Origin of the sequence: Paenibacillus sp. 37 (assembly GCF_008386395.1) — a bacterium.
Taxonomy (GTDB): Bacteria; Bacillota; Bacilli; order Paenibacillales; family Paenibacillaceae; genus Paenibacillus; species Paenibacillus amylolyticus_B.
On the sequence record NZ_CP043761.1, the window covers coordinates 3772045 to 3791681 of the forward strand.

The following is a 19637-nucleotide window of genomic DNA, read 5'->3' on the forward strand; positions in this document are numbered from 1 at the left end:
ACTCTAATCAATTTCTGATGGTATACCTATAAGGGGGCAACGTAAGAATGGATTATACGGAAAACAAGAAAATCCGCAAAGGCTCTTCAGACAAAAGAGCTAAAATTATTGCGGCAGCACGAGACCTGTTTCTTTCCGATGGGTTTGATCGATCCAGCGTCGATGCGGTCGCAGCTAAAGCGGGAGTTTCCAAACGGACAGTTTATGATTATTATGGCGACAAACAGAATCTACTGCTTGCCGTTGTTGAAGAATCCAGTTTGGCGGTTCTTGACATGATTGAGCAAGGGATTTCAGATCACCTCTTGGAATTCGAGGATCTGAAGCAGGCGCTCATCTTATTTTGCGAACAAATCGTAGCTTCTGCGAACGGTTCGTCCGATTACATGGCTTTGATCCGTCTGGTTATGGTGGAAACCGCCAACCTGCCAGACTCGTTTTTTGATAGGCTGGATAATGCCACTGAAGAGGGGATTATCAAGAGGTTTACAGAGTTTGGACAAACCGGATTGCTCCATGTGCCCGATCCTGAAATGGCTACAAAGCACTTCGCTGCATTAACGTTTTTATTGGTATTTAATCAACCTAGAAAAACAGAGGCATTGGAAGAGGAACAAACCAAACGTATCATCACTGAAGGGGTACGTGTCTTTCTTTGCGCTTATGCGCCTCGTAGCGTTCAAAAGGAAGATCAACCATCATACTGAATGCGATTTTGTTCAAATATAAAAAAAGGACTGTAAACATTCATCTTCTATCGATGAATACTTTCGGTCCTTTTATGTTTATCCCGTACTAATAAACCACGGGATCGGTTTCCGCCTCTCTTTGTTAACGTCTTCGGAAGGCTCCGCCACGTGCCAGAGCGAAGAAGATGAGCAGGGCAATAACCGAGCCAACAATGGCTGGAATAATATGAAATCCGCCAATCACCGGTCCCCTTGGTCCCAGCAATTCCGTTCCTAACCAGGAACCGATAAAACCCGCAATAACGTTCCCAAGTACACCGCCCGGTACGTCTCGCCCAATCAAGTTGCCGCTTAACCAACCAATAAGTCCACCAACAATGAGTACCCAGAGCAGATCCATGGATTGTTCGCCTTTCTTCGGGTTTAATACAAGTTATGTTGGGTTCGTTGGAATATACCTCATCTTCCTGTTGGTGGAGGAATCTAAAGCGTCTGTGCTAATATGGGTTAATATATGATTGAAGCTGGAGAACAAGCTAGATAGGGGTGCTTGTACATTTGAAGAAAATCCTAGTCATTGATGATGAAATCGCAATTCGAGATTTAATTGAGCTGGTGCTAAGGCGAGAAAACTATGATGTGCAGACCGCAGAGGACGGCAAAACGGGCCTGCAGCTGCTCGACTCTTTTCAACCCGATTTAGTGGTACTTGACCTGATGCTGCCAGACTGCTCCGGATATGACTTGTGTAAGGTAATTACCGGAAAACGTGCCATTCCTGTGATCATGCTCTCTGCCAAAAACGAGGTAATCGACAAGGTGCTCGGACTAGAGTTAGGGGCGGAAGATTACATGACCAAACCCTTTGACAATCGTGAATTGCTCGCTCGGATCAAGGTGATTCTGAGAAGAAACGAGAGCAAGGAAGAATCCAGCGAAGAAACAGAAGTGAAATCTACACGCATCATTCATGAAGAGCTGACATTTGATCTGGAAAGCCGCAGGGTACTTAAAAACGGTGTACCCGTGTCTTTAACGGCCAAAGAGTTCAAAATACTGGAAACGTTACTCAAAAGGCCAGACAAAATTTATACCCGGGATGAGCTGCTGCAGATTGGATGGGGATATGACTTTATGGGAGACAGTCGCAGTGTGGATATGACCATCATGCGACTACGGAAGAAGCTCGAGGATAACGCGGACGAACCGAAGTACGTCAAAACGATCTATGGATTTGGCTATCAACTTGGAGGTGGCGAGGCCTGAAGTATGCAACCCGGTTACTGCTGAATTATTTATTTTTCTCCGTGCTGTCTTTTGGCATCATCATTTTTGCGGTAAATAAAGCTATCGATTACTATAGCTTCGTTACCATTGAGAAACAGATGATGGAGAAGGCAGATCTGTCGGAGTTGTCCTTCCGTGAGGTGTTGGCACAGCATAGGTCCTCGTCAGGAGAGCCCCAGACGAAGGAAATTGTCAGACTTGCTCTGGAGAAGCTGAAAGCTTCAGGCAAGGAAGTACGTATCTATGACAGCTCCAAGCAGTTGCTGGGCCTAGCTGTGGATGGCATCATCATTAATGATGGCAAACCGCTTATTTTTGACAAAAATATTGAGAAAGCACTAAGGGGCAGTTATGCCTACACCGTCACGGAAGATCATCTGCTTTATTTTGCGACGCCCATTCAGGATCAATTCTACGAAAACGCTTATGTGTATGAATTCGTGGATGACATTTCCTACTTTTATGCGATCATGGATCAAATTCGTTATATCCTGTTTGTCGGTGCAGGCGGATTTATTGTGCTGATTACGTTATCCAGCCTGTGGATTGCGCGCAACACAACCAAGCCGATTAAGATACTGCTTGGCGCTGCGCAAAGTTTCTCCAGACAGGAGTTTCGGAGAGTTCATCTAAAACGGAAGGATGAGCTGGGCATGCTGGCAGATGGGCTGGATTCCATGGGGCGGCAGCTTCATGATTACATTCAGTACCAGAAACAATTTGTCTCCAACGTATCTCACGAGTTAAAAACACCCTTGGCAGCCATTCGTGGTTTCTCTCAATACTTGGTTGAAGGGGAGACCGAGAACAAGGAGCTGCAAAAAATCTATGCTCATCTGTTGCAGGAATCGGATCGGCTCACCCGCTTGATTAATGAACTGTTGTTGCTATCCCGATTCGATAAGGCTGGTTCTAACGATTTGGAAGTCGAGAAGACCGAAATGAACGAACTAATTCAGCAAGTTGTAATGAATATGGGAGCGAAGGCTAAGGATAAAGGGATCGAGATCAGAGTTAGTCAGGCGGAGGAAGAACCGGATGATGAGGGTACGACAAGAGTGCACGCCAACGTGAATCCAATGCTGATGTCCCATGCGATCGCCAACCTTGTAGACAATGCCATCAAATATTCAGGCAGTCCATCGCTGATCGAATTGAAGTTGGAACATACGCCAAGTGAGGTAGTTATACGGATACGTGATCAAGGCATAGGCATCGCGGGCGACGAGCTGGAGCGAGTGCAGGAACGCTTTTACCGGGCGAAAAATGCAAGTACAGCAAACGGTTCAGGTCTTGGACTTTCCATTTGCAAAGAGATTGTAGAGCGGTTTAATGGATATATCGACATCGAAAGTCAAGTGGGAAAAGGGACAACCGTTACAATTGTTTTGCCTCGTGCGTAGACCTGCATCTAAACCCAAGCCTAAATAGGTAACGTTACAAGATTGGTACATTTCTGTTATGAGACTAACAAATGTTTTATTTATAATCACTTCATAAGAACAAATCACACATTTATGGAGGGATCATGATGAAATTGATAAACAAAGCTGCAGGTTTTATCGTACTAGGTGCTTTACTAACGGTGGCATTAACGGGCTGTCAATCCAGTGAAGCTACATCGCCAGCAACCGGACAGAACACTGCAAATGAACAGAACACAGGCGAAGGTGCAACAAATGCTACTGCGCCTGCTTCCGGAAGTTCTGAAGAAAAGGGTACTGAAGCTATTAAAGAAGGTTCGATGGAGAAGGAAGGCAATGTGGTGCTGAAGGAACTTGCTTTTGTCTATAATGAGCACACCATTGCGATTTCGGATACAGCGAATGAAGATCAGATGGAACAGATGCTGGGCAAACCGGATAACCTGAAATCTCATACGTACAGTGCCGACGATGGAACAAATATGGATAACTTAATCGGTTTTACGGAAAAAGTGTACACGTATCCTGGTCTGGAGATTAAAACAATCAGTATACCGAAGGGGAAACAAGACTCCATCTTTCATATCGAAATCACAGATCCTAAGTACGCGACAGTGCGAAACATTAAAGCAGGAGATAGCCTGGATACACTCAAAAACGCATACCCTGAGGGGAAACTGCTTGGTGATGGAGCCCCTGATGAGGAGGATGATTTCCGTTACGAGCCATCCAATTATGTGGATGTGATGTCGTTTCATATCAAGGATGCCAAGGTAGAGAGCATTCAGATCTTCAGCCTTCTGGACTAATATTTAGTGATCGATGTTGGCAAGCCATTCATTCGATCCACCTTTAACACCTGTATAAAATGAAAGTTAACCCTCTTACATCCTGAAAAGGAGTATTGAGGGTTAGCTTCATTTTAGGACTTTTAAATGAAGCGCTGCTTGGGCAAATGCAACCCATGATAAGCGAGTTTGCAAACTGAAACTTTGTTACGTTTCGTCCCCGATGAGCGGTTAAATCCGGCTATAGCTTCTGCGTCCAATCATGTCTGGCTACAAGCTTCCCGTCCGTTTTCTGCACAAGATCAACCTCGAACAAACGGCCCTCGATTGACCTCTCTCTGAACCTGTAGGGAATTCTTAGAGTTCTCATAAGATAGATACTAGCATTTTCAACCTCTTTTTATTGTTCGAAAATTTTCGAATTATGTATTGCAGCTATGTGGGAAGTGTGATATATTTCTTTTCAGGCCAAACAGTTCGAAAATATTCGAACTGAAACTACACTGCATAAGACAGTATAGACAATATAGGAGGTAATAACATGTCCAATACAGCAACCGCTGGCAATACTAACAATTCACTGAACACCGATGCAAACATCACGATGTTAAATAACTATTTTCGCTTGTTTGATGCATCTCGCACTGACGACCGGGCTATGAAGGATTTGTTATCCCTGTTCACGCAGAATCCTGAAATTGTTTCAAACGGTAGCAGTCGTACAGGATTCGAGGTGGTTATTAAGACTTTTTATGAATACAATAAAGACATTAAACATATGTGGGATGCATGGGTTCTTCAGCCCGACGGCAGTTATCGAACTAACTGGGCAGTATGCGGGCAAGCAGTAGATGGCACGGTGTATGCGAAGGCGGGTATAGATATTATGCGTGTGAACGAGTCAGGGCAGATTGTGTATCTGAAGAACGTGCAGACGACTGAAGATGCTTACAATGAATATAACTCGTAAGATGAATATAGGTGGTTGTTACTTCATAGGTCTCTGGTAAGCAACCATTGCTGATTTGCTACATAGTAACCCATTTTTTTGATCAGTAGGCATAATTTTTTCGACTTATATTTAAGATTCACAGCATCTGAGGCCTTCAATCGAACTATCCTAAAACCAAAGAAACCGATGGGACTTTACATAAGTAAAATGCCCATCGGTTTTTATTTTATCTCAACAATAAGATACCTTCTTATTCTGGTGAAAATATGTCATATGGGATAATTTTGCTATGTGCGTAGCGTAGAGTGAGCTTCATGCTAGTCTAACATGATTTTCTCGTTAACCATTTGATAGTAATACTCATCCATCTGTTCCGCCGTAACATCTTCTTCAAGATGATATATCCACCACGTCACAAGTAAACTAATGACCCCTGAATGATATTCGGCTAAGAGTTCTATGGGAGGTGAAAATGGTTTTCCTCTTCTTTTTAGTTCCAGAAAATCTCTTCTGGATATATCTCCGATATAGTTTTTGAAAAAGTCAGTAAATCCCTTGTCATTCTTCTGGTTTTGAACAATTGGCTCCAGTAAATTCTCCAACATGAATCTAGATAGGCTTTGCAAGGGCTGCCGAAGCCGATCTTCTATACTCATTTGTAAATAATCCTGAAGAACCCACGTGAGGGTAGCGGATAACAGCGCAAATTTATCCTCAAAATGTTTGTAAAACGTTGTACGGTGAACCATCGCTTTGTCACATATCTCATTAATCGTGATATTGCTGAATAGTTTGCCTTGCTCAGATAACAGATCTCTAAAGGCCGTAATTAACAATTTATGAGTCCGGGCAACTCTTAAATCAAGCTTTTTTTCATTGATTTTCATCTACACCACTTCCATATCGTAGTTTAACTATATACCATCCCTATATTGATTCTTACTATAAAAGAAATTTTGATTATATTGGTATTATAAGTAATATTTTGATTTTTCAACAAGTGTAGATTAAAATCTAATTTCTAGAAAGGATGAATCTTCGGTGTCCGACATGAAAAAAGCTGTGGTGATCGGAGCAGGGATTGCTGGATTAATTACTGCAAGAATGTTAGCTGATTATTATGAGGAAGTATGTGTGATTGAAAGGGATGAATTCCCTTCGGAGCCAAATAACCGACAGGGTGTGCCTCAATCTTTTCATCCACACCGCGTACAACCACGCGGCGCGCTGATTATGGAACATTACTTCCCAGGATACAATGACGAATTGATAGCATTGGGAGCGATCTCTTCACACGATGAGAAGCTTATAGTTACTAATCGATACGGTACATTAGTTAACAAGGAGGATCCTTCTTCATTTAAAATTGCATCGTGCAGCAGAGCTTTGCTGGAATGGGTGCTGCGCAAACGAATCCAAAATATCCCTCATATAAGCTTCTTAACAAGTATGGAAGTTACTGGACTCATCGTATCTGAAGACCAGCATGCTGTTACAGGCATTTATATCAAAGAAAGAAGCGGTGAAAAAAGGAAAGACCAACTTCCAGCGGATATGGTTATTGATGCTTCAGGACGTTCTTCCAAATTGATTAGGTGGCTTGATAAATTAGGGTTGAATGTGCCAGAACCAGAAGTGCTAAAGGTATCTCTTGGTTATAGCACCCGTTATTACAACATTAAATCCTCCATTCCGAACGAATGGGTGATGTCTGATTCAGATCCTGAGCAAGGTATTCGTGCAGGCATATTTACGCGCATTGAGGATGATATCGCTGGACTCATTCTTTTCAATGCTGGAGGAGATGAGTATCCGTCCACTCAGCCCGAAGAGTTTCAAGATCAAATCAAGCATCTATTTGCTTCAGATAAAATTGTGAAGTTAATGGAGCAGTTGGAGCCATTGCAAGGGCCTAGGGGGTACCGTATTTCCGAGTCTGTTCGTCAGCATTTTGAACTCATGGAAGATTGGCCCTCTGGTTTACTCGTCCTTGGTGATGCATTTTGTAGCTTTGATCCTATTCACGGACAAGGTATCACCGTTGCTGCGGTCGAAGCTGAGACTATAGGAAAGTCTTTGGAAGCAAAGCGCTTGCATCCCGATCCGCAGTTTGAACGGAACATATTGCTTCGTATGCAGCAGGCCATCGATCCGGCTTGGTGGCTTAGTTCCGTGGCTGACCTGCGTTGGAGAGGGGTAGAACATGGTGGGCCTTATGAACTGAAAGGAGTGGATTTTGCTCAGAAATATATCAACTTATTTACGAAGCAAGCGATGAAAAAAGCAGATCAGGAAAAAGATAACCATCTCTTTTTTATGCAATTCCTAATGAATGCTTTGATCCTTCCTCCAAGTGAATATTTCAAAGCGGATGTCCTGGACATGATTCTAAACGACAATGGTTCAGAAGAAGAAATTGAATTAAGAGCAGCGCTTCGTGTCCAGGATTCGGATTTGTTCCAGCAAAAATTAGATGAGATCATTCCATTATTCCAACCCGAATATGATGAAGAGATTAAGAAACTGCTGGAAACACTTGAGCCTGCCTCTTTTAATGGATAACTTATCATGATGAAGTCGTCATTTTGACGGCTTTTTTATTTTGTGTCTATTATGATGGCGTGTTAGAAGTACAGTTACCTTTGAGCTAACATGCAACAATCCTTTAAAAAAATGAAACACTACGTTACTTTTATGTTACAAATGTGAATCTCTGATACCTTGTACTAAATACGAAATAACATGTATTTTATGCATTAATCTATGTAACATAAGTTGTGAAAACAAATACATGATAAAAAACCGATAAAGCGAGATTCATTTATATCCAGATCCGCTCAAGGTTTAAAAGAAAGGTGGCTTACCAAATGAGTCAAACATTTCAATTTCCGAATGGTTTTTTGTGGGGAGGTTCCGTCTCTGCAAACCAAATTGAAGGTGCATACCAAGAAGACGGAAAAGGACTTTCCATTCAGGATATCATGCCAAACGGCATTCAGACACCTCCGACGATTGAACCAACAGAGGATAATATGAAGTTATTTGCGATTGACTTCTATCACCGATATAAAGAAGATATTAAACTTCTTGCAGAAATGGGTTTCAAAGTTTTTCGTACGTCTATAGCTTGGTCCAGAATCTTCCCGAAAGGGGATGAACTTGAGCCAAACGAAAAAGGTCTCCAATTTTACGACAACCTCTTTGACGAGTGCCGGAAATACGGGATTGAACCTCTAGTTACGATCTCTCATTATGAGACTCCTCTACATCTCGTTAGGGAATACGATGGCTGGGCGAATCGAAAAATGGTCGATTTCTATGAACGATATGTGCGAACCATTTTTGAGAGATACAAAAGCAAAGTGAAGTATTGGCTCACATTTAACGAGATTAATTCGATTCTTGAACACCCGTTTGCAAGTGGCGGGATTAACACGCATAAGGATCAACTTAGCAAACAGGCCCTGTACCAAGCGGTTCACCACGAGTTTGTTGCAAGTGCAATGGCGGTTAAAATTGGGCATGAAATTAACCCGGATTTCAAAATTGGTTGTATGGTCATTGCTATGCCGATTTACCCATTGACTCCTGACCCTAATGATATGATCAAAGTGATGGAAGCGGATCATAAGAACACAGGTTTTACGGATGTTCACGTGCGTGGTTATTACCCAGGTTACATGAAACGTTATTTGAAAGATAACGGGATTACCATTCATTTCGAGCCTGGCGACGAAGAAATTTTGAAAAACACCGTTGACTTTATTTCCTTTAGCTATTATCAAAGTAGTTGCGAAACGGCTGATCCTGCCAAGCAAATTAAAGGAGAAGGAAACCTGATTGGTGGTGTTCCTAATCCGCTCTTGACTGCGAGTGATTGGGGTTGGCAGATCGACCCCAAAGGCTTAAGGTACATCATGAATGCAATGTATGATCGTTATCAGAAGCCATTGTTCATCGTTGAAAATGGATTAGGAGCCGTAGATGAACTGATCACGGACGAAAATGGTAATAAAACCGTTATTGATGATTATCGCATTAAATATTTGAAGGAGCACTTGCTTCAAGTCGCTGAAGCCATTCAAGATGGTGTTGAATTAATCGGATATGCATCATGGGGTTGTATTGATTTGGTTAGTGCAACAACTGCAGAAATGAAAAAACGGTACGGCTTTATCTATGTGGATCGTCATGATGATGGTTCAGGAACATTGGAACGCTATCGTAAGAAGTCCTTCCACTGGTATAAAGATGTCATTCAGAGCAACGGGAGCAGCTTGTTTCGTGAGTAGCAGGTGCTAATGTTGGAACATTGTTGAATACAGATCAGCTTAAAGGCCTACAGAATAAAACTAAGAAAGGGCCGCCAGTCAGCGGCTCTTTCTTAGTCTAATAATTGATATTTGAACGATTAGGGAGTAGAAGATGAGAAGAAAAATGTTTTTAATTATTGCTTTATTTGTTGCTACATTGAATTTGCGCCCGGCTATTAATTCCATATCTCCGCTGCTAGATACGATTCGGGAGGATCTGGGGATGAGCGCTGCACTAGCCAGTTTGCTAACTTCAATACCTGTACTATGTATGGGCGTATTTTCACCTTTTGCCGTCAAAGCAAGTGGGAGATGGGGAATAGAACGAATCATAGGATATTCCCTGATCGTGGTCGGAATCGGAATAGCTACTCGGCTATTTACACAGTCTACGTCCGTTTTACTTTTATCAGCATTGATCGTAGGTATCGGGATCGCTTCGATCGGCCCGTTAACTTCAGGTTTTATTAAAAAGTATTTTCCCGATCATGTTCCATCTATGATTGCACTCTATAGTATTGCAATCACTTTAGGGGCTGCGGTCAGTTCAATGGTATCGATTCCCTTAAAGACATACTTCAACTCTTGGCAGATAGCAGTAGGAGGGTGGGCAGTCATTGCCTTTGTAGCAGCGATCATTTGGTGGATCATGGTGAAGCCTCGATCTGAATCTGCTAATGCTAATGTGAGTGAAATAAAAGAACGTCCGATAATTAAACTTCCTTGGGGAAATAGAAGCGCATGGACGCTTACGCTTTCATTTGGATTAATGGCTATGTTGTTTTATTCTTTTACAGCGTGGCTCCCGTTAATGATTCAGGAAATGGGGTATAGCAAATCCTATGCAACGCTTTGTCTGACCATATTTGTTGTCATCCAAATCCCGATTAGCTTTGTCCTTCCAGTATTATTGAAGAACTTTCCTTCAAGAAGAGTATGGATGGTTGGTGAATCTCTGTTCATGATTGTTGGGTTGATTTTATTGATGATGAATTTCATACCGATGGTTTCCGTTGTACTCTTTGGAGTTGGAGCAGGGGGCTTGTTCACCTTAAACCTGATGTTACCGATTGATTCTACAACCAATGTGAACGATGCAACTTCCTGGTCAGCGATGCAGCAATCTGCCGGGTATGTTATTGGAGCGCTGGGTCCAATATTGCTAGGCTGGATTCATGATGCTTCCAATAGTTTCACACCTGCTATGATTGGAATGATTGTGATCATCATTCTAATGATTATGACGCAAATTGCAGCAACACGAAGGAAAAAAGTAATGGAAAGCGTCTAACGTACTCATCCCATCGAGAGCCATAGTGACTTAAAAGAGAGCCCAAAAGGCTCTCTTTCTGGTCTTTATTTATAGAGAGATCGAGTTCTTTCTCATAGCTCCAATTCTGTATTTACCATTTCTTTGAAAACCTCTCGTCCCAGCCATTCCAACAGGAAAGTAACAGGAACCTGAGTGGTGATGTTCGTGGATTCGTAATACTCTTCTTTTACATAATAAGGGATACTTACATCTGATATTTTAGCCATGGTGGATTGGCGATCGTTCGTTATCGCCACAATTTTATTTTTCTCCTGCTTGATCCGTTGGAGATAAGGTAGCACAAACGGGTTTTCACCTCGCGTAGATAATGCAATCGTAACACTGTCTTTTTGAATTCTGGTATGGATGGGGTAATGAGGATCTTTTATGTACACGGAACAGATCCCTAGATTTGAGAAAAATCGGGCTCCATACTCTCCTATTATTCCGGAGCTCCCGATACCAATAAAAATAACGCTACTGGCATTAGCAATTAACTTTGCTGCCGTCCGAATTTTCTCCTCCAATTCAGGAGCTTGAGAACGTTCAAAAAACCCATACACTGCATGATGTGGACTTTTCAACTCCTGCTTCGTTAGTTTATCTTGTTGGGAAACGAGCATCTTAAGTTTTACTTTAAATTCGGAAAATCCCTCACATTGATTCTTTCTGCAAAATCGCAGAATGCTGGCTGTAGATACATGAGTTTCATCGGCCAGTTCTCTGATACGCATGTACGCCACTTTTTCCATGTTCTGAGAAATATAGTTATATAAAGATAGTTCCAATTCGTTATAGGATGAGATTTGCTCACTGGTGAACATGGATATGCACTCCCTTAGACCATAATAAAAATAATAGGTAACCTGCTTAGGCAGTATACATTACCTTTGTTTAAAAAACAACGTGTTACATTTTTGTAACAAAAATCATCTCGTGTCAAAGGAAACTAAACACTTAAATCATATATATTTTCTTTTCTGTTCTGAGTAACATGACGTTATAACATATGTTTCGCACTTCCATTATAACTGGCTAGACGCGTCCATGGTCAGAGAATACCTTATTATACGTCGAAGGAGCCTTACAACATGGATAAACAACAATTGTCCAAAGATATTCTCAAACTGGTTGGTGGGGAAGAGAATATCGATCAAGTTACACACTGCATGACTCGACTCAGATTCAATCTAAACGATAACAATCAAGCAGACAGAACAACGTTAAAAAACACACCTGGCGTTATGGGTGTAATGGAAAACGGTGGACAGTTTCAGGTGATTATTGGCAATGAAGTTTCCGAAGTGTACAGAGCACTAGTGACCAATATGAGCATGAAGCCTAACGCAGAGAGTGCTCCAAAAGGTGGAAAGAAACAAAGGAATCCGATCAGCGCATTATTTGACTTCATCTCGGGCATGTTCACGCCAATTCTGCCAGCAATTGCTGGCGCAGGTATGATCAAAGGGATCGTGTCCATTCTGGTGGCTCTTGGTTGGATGACGAATACAAGCTCAACCTATATCATTTTATCCGCCGTTGGCGATGGTGCATTCTACTTCCTGCCTATTCTTCTGGCCGTTAGTGCTGCGAAGAAAATGGGTAGCAATGTTTATGTGGGAGCTGCATTAGCGGCTGGTCTTATGCACCCAACCATTACAGCCTTGTTTCAAGAGGGTAATACATCGTTTGCAGGCATTACAGTTATTGCTACATCCTATGCATCATCGGTTATTCCCATCGTCATTGCAATCTGGATCTCTGCTTACGTGGAGAGAGCTATAGACCATGTTACGCATGCTTCACTCAAAATGATTGTTGTACCCACTGTAACGTTACTTATTATGGTACCGCTAACCTTGATCGCGATCGGGCCACTGGGTGGCATTATTGGAAACGGTTTATCTGGGGGTATCAGATGGTTATTTGATAACGCATCCATTTTTGCAAGTATTTTAATTGGTGGCACGATGTCTGTACTGATTATTACTGGCATGCATTACGCACTGTTGCCGCTTGCAGTTGGTTCGATTGCAACACTTGGTTACGATTTTATCGTTCCATTAATGTTCGCAGCTAATATGGCCCAGGGTGGTGCCGCATTTGGTGTGGGCTTCAAGTCTAAAAATACCCAAACCAAATCACTTTCATATTCTACAGGACTGACCGCTCTTATGGGAATTACGGAGCCAGCCATGTACGGAATTAACATGAAATTCAAAAAACCATTTATTGCAGCGCTCATTGGGGGCGCAGTCGCTGGAGCGTTTCTGGGAGCCTTTTCGGTTAAAGCCTATTTCATTAGCACTGTAGGTCTTCCGGGAGCTGCCTCATATGTCGGTCCAGACATTAGCAACCTGCTCTATGCACTAATTGCTGCTTTGATTGCATTCGTTGTCGCTAGCGTCATTACTTATATTCTGGGCTTCCAGGAAGAGGTACCTGCACCATCAGCAACGTCTGCAACTATATCTGTAGTAACTGAAGACACTGAATTACAGGATGAACAAATATTCAGCCCTATCAGTGGGGAAGTTAAGCCACTTAGCCTGGTTCCAGACCCTGCTTTTTCAGAAGAAATGATGGGTAAAGGATTTGCCATTCAACCTGCAGAAGGACGTGCAGTTTCCCCAGTTAACGGCACAGTATTCTCTGTTTCTAAGAGTGGTCACGCTATTGGTCTCGTAAGTGATCTTGGCGCAGAGATGCTCATTCACATTGGGATTGATACGGTAAAGTTGAAAGGCCAATTTTTCTCGCCAAAGGTACAGGCTGGAGCAAAAGTATCCGTAGGCGACCTATTGATGGAATTTGACCGTGAAGAGATTGAAAAAGCGGGTTACAACATGATTACGCCGGTCATTATTACGAATATGCATCAATATACCGATGTGGAATCAGCTGGTCGTACCAATATTCTTGAAAAAGAATGGATGTATACAGTCAAAGTTTAATCTGGTTATATCCATAACGACAGTGTTCCAAAGCATCTTTGGAATACTGTCGTTTTTGTCTTGATGTTGCATAGCAAAACCCAAAAAACTCCTTCTACATAATATTAAGCTGATACAAAACACTGCGTAACATTTGAGTAACAAATGTGATCTCATGTTAATTCAAACTAAAAGGCTGAAAGGTATATATTTATTTGAACAATAAAAGTAACATAAGTTATGCAAATGAGAATCTCTTATGGATTTAACACTGAAAGGTGGAACACAAATGAATCTAACCATTCGCTTAGGGGCTGTTTTTCTGTGGGAAAGTCTCTAGCTACTAATTCAATAGTATCTGGTTGAGAATATTTAATATATCTATTTTTCTAGAAATATAGAAATAAGAAGGTGCAATTGTTGAAAAATATGTGGAAAATATATTTATTAGCTGTAATTAGTTTTCTTAATGGATCATCAGAATATGTTATTGCCGGAATCCTGGACAAAGTAGCTGAATCTAGCAACATTTCAGTTTCTTCTGCTGGACAGCTCATTACTGTGTTCTCTATAGCTTTTGGTGTAGGGACTCCTTTCTTAATTGCTTTTACATCTAAATTAGACCGAAAAAAGCTCTTAGTTTATGCATTAACGGTATTCTCTGTTGTTAACATTTTAATTGCAACGATCACAGGATATGAGATGCTTATCGTAGCTAGAATTATTTCAGCACTTAGTGCCGGTGTTATTCAGGTTACGCTCCTTACTCTTGCTGCAGCTTTGGCTGCTCCAGGCAAACAAGGCAGTTCAATTGCTACTGTTATCATGGGAAATAGTACGGCATTAGTTATCGGTGTACCTATAGGCAGGGTTGTAGCTTCCCATTATGATTGGAACATTATCTTTATTGGTCTTGGAGTAGCCGGACTTATTCTCTTATGCCTAGCGCTGCTGATCATACCTAAAGTCGTTGCTGAAAAAGCGGTTCCTTTGCGTGATCAGTTTACGTTCATTATGCAACCCCGTATTGCAGCAGCGTTGCTGATTACGTTCGTGTGGTTAGGTTCATATTCCATTTTATTTACGTACATTTCGCCGTATCTCCTAAATATATTTAACATGAGTGATCAAGGTGTAACGGTAGCCCTGTTTATATTTGGTATTGCCAGTGCTATTGGTTCCAAAATAGGAGGACTCAGTACAGATAAATGGGGTACATTCCGTACCCTAGCTGGTGGAATGATACTCCATGCCATTGTATTACTGTTGTTCCCGTTTATAGGCCAATCCATATTTCTTCTATATATATTACTTATTTTCTGGGCACTAGCAGCCTGGTCCTCAGGTACGCCGATCCAATTTCAGCTTATAAGTCTCGCTCCTGCCGCTTCTGGCATTGTACTGAGTCTGCATAGCGCGATTGGACAAGTTGGAATGGCTGCCGGAGCTGGAGTTGGGGGTATTGCTGTCAACCACAACTTGTTGAACTATATTCCATGGATCGGTGCGCTTGCCCTTGTGATTGGCATCGTAACAACGCTGCTTGAAACTCTCTATCTAAAAGAAAACAAACGAAACAATCTTTGCAATAAATAATCACTTGTATTATCTTTCTTTGATACATGCCGGTTAACGATATACAAAACCTCTATAACAATAAGAAAGCAGCTGACCCAAGTGATCAGCTGCTTTCTTTGTTTTATAATTCATAACTCATTAACCTTAAAGAGTAATAAAGTCTGAACTATCCTACATTTTCCAGTTGATGACTTGGTCAGTATCCAACCCGAGACAATCAATAGTTACACTACAAATGTCGCGGGACGATAACATACTGCCATTGAAGTCACTATTACAGCATTTTTTGTTTTATTCATTGTTATCTGATGTTGAAGGTTTGTAATAAAATTCATAAAAAGTATAATGACTGTATTAGCCTATCGTCAGGCAAGAGAAGGGTGATCACGAAAATCTGAATTAACGCTGGAGGCGAAGGAGATGCTTGAATTAGAGTTTACTACTATAGAGGAGTGGGATGAAGCATTGTGGGCGCGGATGGAGCGAATCTATCATGAGGCTTTTCAAAGCGGTGCTAAGACAAAAGCGATTTTGCACAGTATGCTGGACCGCAAAATTGGTTATTTACACGCGGGCATGCATCATGGAGAAGTGGTTGCGATGGCTGTTACTGGACTGGAGGGGAAGGTTGCGGACCGCATCCTGATCATCGATTACCTCGCGGTTGAACAGAAGCTGCGAGGGTTGAGCATAGGGACCTGGATGCTGAAGCAGATCAGAGCCTGGGCGTTAAGGGAACACCGGATCAAAGGTATGATTATCGAGGCGGAGTTCGGGACAACGGAGGCTCATCAGGAACGCATTCAGTTCTGGCAACGCAACGGGTTCATCCTAACCTCCTATGTCCATCAATATAGAATGGTGCCAGAGCCGTATCAGGCAATGATGCTGCCACTGGATACAAATACGCATGTGCCTGACGATGGTGAAGCACTGTTTCGTTATATCAATGCTTTTCACAAGGTTGCTTACCGGAAGAGTTAGACCGCATTCAATGGAGTTGTGGAAATGAATAGAGTCAAGTTAAATATAGCACCATTCTCTTTTGTGTTTAGTTTAATGTAAGGACCATTAAAAACGGACATATGAAGAACCAGTCTTCAAACTTTGGGGAGGATCGGTGATTTTTGTTCATTTATATAAAAATTTATGTTTATCCATTGTAACCATCTTCTTTCAAATAGGATGTAAAACGATCAGTTCTTGACTGCGCGGTCAATAACTGATACATTAATCCCATGAGCAGACCAAGAGAATTTGATGTCGATCGTGTATTACACCAGTCTATGGAAGTGTTCTGGAATCAAGGCTTCAAAGCAACTTCTTATGAGGACCTTACGCGTACTACAGGAGTCAAAAAGCAAAGTTTGTACTGTGTTTTTAAAGACAAGCGATCGTTGTTCCTGAAGGCGCTGGCACTTTACCGTGAACAGGTTATAGCGAAACTGAAAGAGATTGAAGCCCTGGATTCGTCTCCCGTTGATAAACTGGATGCCTTACGATATTCCCTTCTAGACGATGAAACTGGCTGCCAAGGGTGTCTAATTGTGAATGCATCACTCGAATTCGGAACAGATGACGAGCAGGTCACACGCGAAGCTGAGCTCATGGTAGAAGAGGTTCAACTGGTATTAGAGAAGATCATAAGTAGTGGCCAGAAACAACAATTAATTTCCACCCGGTATACGAGTATAGAGCTTGCATCTTACCTAAATAACACCATTCTTGGTGTGAGAGTTATGGAGAAATCAGGTTCATCCCGTGAACAGATCGAGACGGTTCTGCGTATTTCATTTGGCATGATCATGTCTTGATCTTTTTTTTGTGAAATTCTTGACTACAAAGTCAAAAATAATTGAAGGCGGATTAAACCACCACGAAACCTTGAAGGAGGTGGGGCTTTTCGATAAAAAGCGTGTATTGATTCATTTGGAAATAACGTCTAGCTGTTAACCAGGCTGGTTGCTGTTTAACATCTCCTAGGTCAATTTATATAAAACAAAATTTGTGGAGGTTATTATGAATTATTCTCAATCCGTAGAAGCATTGTTCCAACCTATAGAGTTAGGTCACTTGAAGTTATCCAATCGGATCGTGATGGCGCCGATGACGCGTCAATTTTCTTCGGACGGTATCCCGGGTTCGAATGTTGCGGGCTATTACCGCCGCAGAGCAGAGAACGCAGTGGGGCTTATTGTGACAGAAGGGACAATAATTAATCATCCGGATGCATCCAATCAAGCCAATGTGCCGCACTTTTATGGCGAAGCTGCAATGAATGGTTGGGCACATGTTGTATCTGAAGTACATGAAGCTGGCGGTCGAATTATTCCACAGATCTGGCATATGGGAGCCAAGGGTCATGTTAATGATTATTCGGAAGCTGAGATTGCAACAATCGTTCAGGAATTCGCACAAGCAGCCTCAGAAGCGAAACGCGTTGGGTTCGATGGTGTTGAAATTCATGGAGCACACGGCTATCTGATCGACCAATTCCTGTATGAGAAAACCAACTCTCGTACGGATCGTTATGGTGGAGATATGATGGCTCGCACACGTTTTGCAGTTGAAGTGATTGAGGCTTGCCGTAAAGTAGTGGGATCGGAATTCCCTATTGTACTGCGTTTATCTCAGTGGAAGACAGATGATTATCAGGCTAAATTGGCTGAAACACCGGAATTACTGGAGCAGCTTCTCGCACCGTTGGTTCAAGCTGGAGTTGATATCTTCCACTGTTCCACACGCCGTTTCTGGGAACCGGAATTCGAAGGGTCTGATCTGAATTTTGCTGGATGGACCAAAAAACTGACTGGCAAACCAACAATTACTGTTGGATCGATTGGTCTTGATGGTGACTTTACAAGTCTGTTCACAGAAGGTAAAGGCGCAAGTAACGTCGGTATCGAGGGATTGGTACAACGACTTCAGAATGATGAGTTTGATCTGGTTGCTGTTGGACGTGCTATTCTGGTCGACCCTGAATGGGCTAAGAAAATTCAAGAAGGACGTACTGGTGATCTGGTTCCATTTACAAGAGAGGCGATGACTGTACTTACTTAATTGTAGTTATAATCATTAGGAATATGTATTAATCAAACACACCTTCAAGAGAATGAAACCTTGTCGTAAGATAGGGAGATCATCTTGGAGGTGTATTTGTAATAGCAACCAGAGTGAGTTATCCGGTGGAACTAAAGATGAAAGCCATAGAAATGAGACTGGCAGAGGTACAGGTATCTAAATGGAAAATTGCACTGTTTAGAGCAGAACAGGGAATCTTGCTAGGCCTGACAGACATCCCATGCAAGTGACGATCTATTCATTAGTGTTAAGTGACAACAAGTGTTTTAGATTGTCATCAATAAATTGATTATCGGCACTGTTGATTCCACGACCAGCAAAATGGCCCCAGATCGATTGGATTGGTTTCAAGACAGCATTAGGTATACGCTTAGCTTCGTATTCATTATCGGCCGCAGTGCAGAAGAGATCCGTGCTTCCGGGCATGATACAGGCAAAAGCTTTTATGCTATGAAGTGCTTTATCAAAGTCTCCGTTATAGGAGGGGTTTGCACTGATATCTGCATGTTGACCTGTCCATAACATGGCCAGAACATTATGCGGATCCATATTCATAAAGCTATTTTCCCAGACACCAGCTACAAAATCCTCCAATGTGTCAAATCCCATCTCACGGTAAAGCTCTTCTCTATAAAACGCATGTGATAGTCCCCATCCTGCATAGACCCGACCAACGGCACGCATGTCTGTCGAACTTAGTTGGTTTAATTTACTTGAGTCGAAGCCAACTGCAGATAGCAGGGAAGCTTTCACGCCTTCCAGGACCACAAATGTGTGTGGCCAAGGTTTGGCGATGCCTCCGAAAGATGCGATTCGTTCGACCATCTCCGGGTAACTTGCCCCCCATTGAAATGCCTGAATGCCTCCCATCGACCACCCGACGACGAGAGCAATCTTTTGAATACCGAATTTTTCGGTCAGCAGTTGGTGCTGGAATCGAACGTTGTCATAGATGGTTACCTGTGGAAAGTTAGCCCGATCGAATGGAAGAGGCGTGTTACTGGGAGAGGAAGAGAGTCCATTCCCCAGCAAATTGGGAACGATAATAAAATATTTCTCTGGATCCAGTGCCATCCCACTGCCAATAAGCCATTCATTCTGAACATGCTGATCCCCAAAAGCCGTTGGATAGACAATAACATTATCCTTCTGTTCATTTAATTTTCCGTAAGTTTTGTAAGCAAGAAAAGCGTTTGGTAACGTCACTCCTGATTGTAAGAGTACATCACCCAAATTAAAAATTTCATAATCCATCGTATAATAGCTCCCTTCAAAATGAA

General features: G+C 42.1%; 17 protein-coding genes. 13 read left to right on the top strand and 4 right to left on the bottom strand.

The features are described from left to right. The first annotated feature begins 47 nt into the window (after positions 1 to 47). Positions 48 to 707 carry a TetR/AcrR family transcriptional regulator gene (locus tag F0220_RS16155; RefSeq protein ID WP_091021012.1) on the top strand — a complete coding sequence of 220 codons (660 nt, stop codon included), beginning with the start codon at positions 48 to 50 and terminating at the stop codon, positions 705 to 707. Between the two features lie 124 nt (positions 708 to 831). On the opposite strand, the gene F0220_RS16160 is transcribed toward F0220_RS16155, so the two are convergent. Beyond that, the gene (locus tag F0220_RS16160) at positions 832 to 1089 is read right to left on the bottom strand and encodes a GlsB/YeaQ/YmgE family stress response membrane protein (RefSeq protein ID WP_091021013.1); all 258 of its coding nucleotides are present in this window, start codon (positions 1087 to 1089) and stop codon (positions 832 to 834) included. Between the two features lie 158 nt (positions 1090 to 1247). On the opposite strand from F0220_RS16160, the gene F0220_RS16165 reads away from it, so the two are divergent. The 4 genes from F0220_RS16165 (at position 1248) to F0220_RS16180 (ending at position 5158) form a co-directional block, all read left to right on the top strand. Continuing rightward, the gene (locus F0220_RS16165) at positions 1248 to 1955 is read left to right on the top strand and encodes a response regulator transcription factor (protein ID WP_105598881.1); all 708 of its coding nucleotides are present in this window, start codon (positions 1248 to 1250) and stop codon (positions 1953 to 1955) included. A gap of 41 nt (positions 1956 to 1996) precedes the next feature. Then, positions 1997 to 3379, top strand: a complete 1383-nt coding sequence (locus tag F0220_RS16170; protein ID WP_105598882.1) for a sensor histidine kinase — start codon at positions 1997 to 1999, stop codon at positions 3377 to 3379. A 125-nt stretch (positions 3380 to 3504) separates the two neighbouring features. Next, positions 3505 to 4209: a hypothetical protein gene (locus F0220_RS16175; protein ID WP_223199704.1), complete on the top strand. Its 705-nt coding sequence runs from the start codon at positions 3505 to 3507 to the stop codon at positions 4207 to 4209. A gap of 520 nt (positions 4210 to 4729) precedes the next feature. Further along, positions 4730 to 5158: a nuclear transport factor 2 family protein gene (locus tag F0220_RS16180; protein ID WP_223199705.1), complete on the top strand. Its 429-nt coding sequence runs from the start codon at positions 4730 to 4732 to the stop codon at positions 5156 to 5158. A gap of 299 nt (positions 5159 to 5457) precedes the next feature. Here F0220_RS16180 and F0220_RS16185 read toward each other — a convergent pair whose 3' ends face one another. After that, positions 5458 to 6027: a TetR/AcrR family transcriptional regulator gene (locus F0220_RS16185; protein WP_076327468.1), complete on the bottom strand. Its 570-nt coding sequence runs from the start codon at positions 6025 to 6027 to the stop codon at positions 5458 to 5460. A gap of 163 nt (positions 6028 to 6190) precedes the next feature. On the opposite strand from F0220_RS16185, the gene F0220_RS16190 reads away from it, so the two are divergent. The 3 genes from F0220_RS16190 to F0220_RS16200 all read left to right on the top strand — a co-directional run bounded on the left by F0220_RS16190 (position 6191) and on the right by F0220_RS16200 (position 10744). Beyond that, complete coding sequence (locus F0220_RS16190; RefSeq protein ID WP_223199706.1) at positions 6191 to 7702, top strand: FAD-dependent oxidoreductase; 1512 nt, start codon at positions 6191 to 6193, stop codon at positions 7700 to 7702. A 305-nt stretch (positions 7703 to 8007) separates the two neighbouring features. After that, positions 8008 to 9432, top strand: coding sequence for a glycoside hydrolase family 1 protein (locus F0220_RS16195; RefSeq protein ID WP_105598885.1), 1425 nt, complete (start codon positions 8008 to 8010; stop codon positions 9430 to 9432). Positions 9433 to 9565: 133 nt separating this feature from the next. Continuing rightward, entirely contained in the window at positions 9566 to 10744 is a 1179-nt protein-coding gene (locus tag F0220_RS16200; RefSeq protein ID WP_105598886.1) for an MFS transporter, read from the top strand. Positions 10745 to 10836: 92 nt separating this feature from the next. Here F0220_RS16200 and F0220_RS16205 read toward each other — a convergent pair whose 3' ends face one another. Then, positions 10837 to 11589, bottom strand: a complete 753-nt coding sequence (locus F0220_RS16205) for a MurR/RpiR family transcriptional regulator (RefSeq protein ID WP_091021020.1) — start codon at positions 11587 to 11589, stop codon at positions 10837 to 10839. A gap of 267 nt (positions 11590 to 11856) precedes the next feature. On the opposite strand from F0220_RS16205, the gene F0220_RS16210 reads away from it, so the two are divergent. The 5 genes from F0220_RS16210 to F0220_RS16230 all read left to right on the top strand — a co-directional run bounded on the left by F0220_RS16210 (position 11857) and on the right by F0220_RS16230 (position 18336). Then, positions 11857 to 13719, top strand: coding sequence for a beta-glucoside-specific PTS transporter subunit IIABC (locus tag F0220_RS16210; protein ID WP_105598887.1), 1863 nt, complete (start codon positions 11857 to 11859; stop codon positions 13717 to 13719). 408 nt (positions 13720 to 14127) lie between these two features. Continuing rightward, a complete protein-coding gene (locus tag F0220_RS16215; protein ID WP_223199707.1) occupies positions 14128 to 15294 on the top strand; it encodes an MFS transporter in 1167 nt (388 codons plus the stop codon). Positions 15295 to 15696: 402 nt separating this feature from the next. Continuing rightward, a complete protein-coding gene (locus F0220_RS16220) occupies positions 15697 to 16260 on the top strand; it encodes a GNAT family N-acetyltransferase (RefSeq protein WP_105598889.1) in 564 nt (187 codons plus the stop codon). Between the two features lie 254 nt (positions 16261 to 16514). After that, positions 16515 to 17090 (top strand): TetR/AcrR family transcriptional regulator, encoded by a 576-nt coding sequence (locus F0220_RS16225; RefSeq protein ID WP_105598890.1) that lies wholly within the window; start codon positions 16515 to 16517, stop codon positions 17088 to 17090. A 205-nt stretch (positions 17091 to 17295) separates the two neighbouring features. Beyond that, a complete protein-coding gene (locus tag F0220_RS16230; protein ID WP_105598891.1) occupies positions 17296 to 18336 on the top strand; it encodes an NADH:flavin oxidoreductase in 1041 nt (346 codons plus the stop codon). Between the two features lie 255 nt (positions 18337 to 18591). Here F0220_RS16230 and F0220_RS16235 read toward each other — a convergent pair whose 3' ends face one another. After that, positions 18592 to 19611 carry an alpha/beta fold hydrolase gene (locus F0220_RS16235; protein ID WP_105598892.1) on the bottom strand — a complete coding sequence of 340 codons (1020 nt, stop codon included), beginning with the start codon at positions 19609 to 19611 and terminating at the stop codon, positions 18592 to 18594. Between the last annotated feature and the right edge of the window lie 26 nt (positions 19612 to 19637).

Excerpts from the sequence above, each read along its gene's own strand:
- F0220_RS16155 (WP_091021012.1), top strand. The coding sequence starts at position 48 with ATGGATTATACGGAAAACAAGAAAATCCGCAAAGGCTCTTCAGACAAA.
- F0220_RS16160 (WP_091021013.1), bottom strand. The coding sequence starts at position 1,089 with ATGGATCTGCTCTGGGTACTCATTGTTGGTGGACTTATTGGTTGGTTA.
- F0220_RS16175 (WP_223199704.1), top strand. The coding sequence starts at position 3,505 with ATGATGAAATTGATAAACAAAGCTGCAGGTTTTATCGTACTAGGTGCT.
- F0220_RS16180 (WP_223199705.1), top strand. The coding sequence starts at position 4,730 with ATGTCCAATACAGCAACCGCTGGCAATACTAACAATTCACTGAACACC.
- F0220_RS16185 (WP_076327468.1), bottom strand. The coding sequence starts at position 6,027 with ATGAAAATCAATGAAAAAAAGCTTGATTTAAGAGTTGCCCGGACTCAT.
- F0220_RS16190 (WP_223199706.1), top strand. The coding sequence starts at position 6,191 with ATGAAAAAAGCTGTGGTGATCGGAGCAGGGATTGCTGGATTAATTACT.
- F0220_RS16195 (WP_105598885.1), top strand. The coding sequence starts at position 8,008 with ATGAGTCAAACATTTCAATTTCCGAATGGTTTTTTGTGGGGAGGTTCC.
- F0220_RS16200 (WP_105598886.1), top strand. The coding sequence starts at position 9,566 with ATGAGAAGAAAAATGTTTTTAATTATTGCTTTATTTGTTGCTACATTG.
- F0220_RS16205 (WP_091021020.1), bottom strand. The coding sequence starts at position 11,589 with ATGTTCACCAGTGAGCAAATCTCATCCTATAACGAATTGGAACTATCT.
- F0220_RS16210 (WP_105598887.1), top strand. The coding sequence starts at position 11,857 with ATGGATAAACAACAATTGTCCAAAGATATTCTCAAACTGGTTGGTGGG.
- F0220_RS16215 (WP_223199707.1), top strand. The coding sequence starts at position 14,128 with ATGTGGAAAATATATTTATTAGCTGTAATTAGTTTTCTTAATGGATCA.
- F0220_RS16220 (WP_105598889.1), top strand. The coding sequence starts at position 15,697 with ATGCTTGAATTAGAGTTTACTACTATAGAGGAGTGGGATGAAGCATTG.
- F0220_RS16225 (WP_105598890.1), top strand. The coding sequence starts at position 16,515 with ATGAGCAGACCAAGAGAATTTGATGTCGATCGTGTATTACACCAGTCT.
- F0220_RS16230 (WP_105598891.1), top strand. The coding sequence starts at position 17,296 with ATGAATTATTCTCAATCCGTAGAAGCATTGTTCCAACCTATAGAGTTA.
- F0220_RS16235 (WP_105598892.1), bottom strand. The coding sequence starts at position 19,611 with ATGGATTATGAAATTTTTAATTTGGGTGATGTACTCTTACAATCAGGA.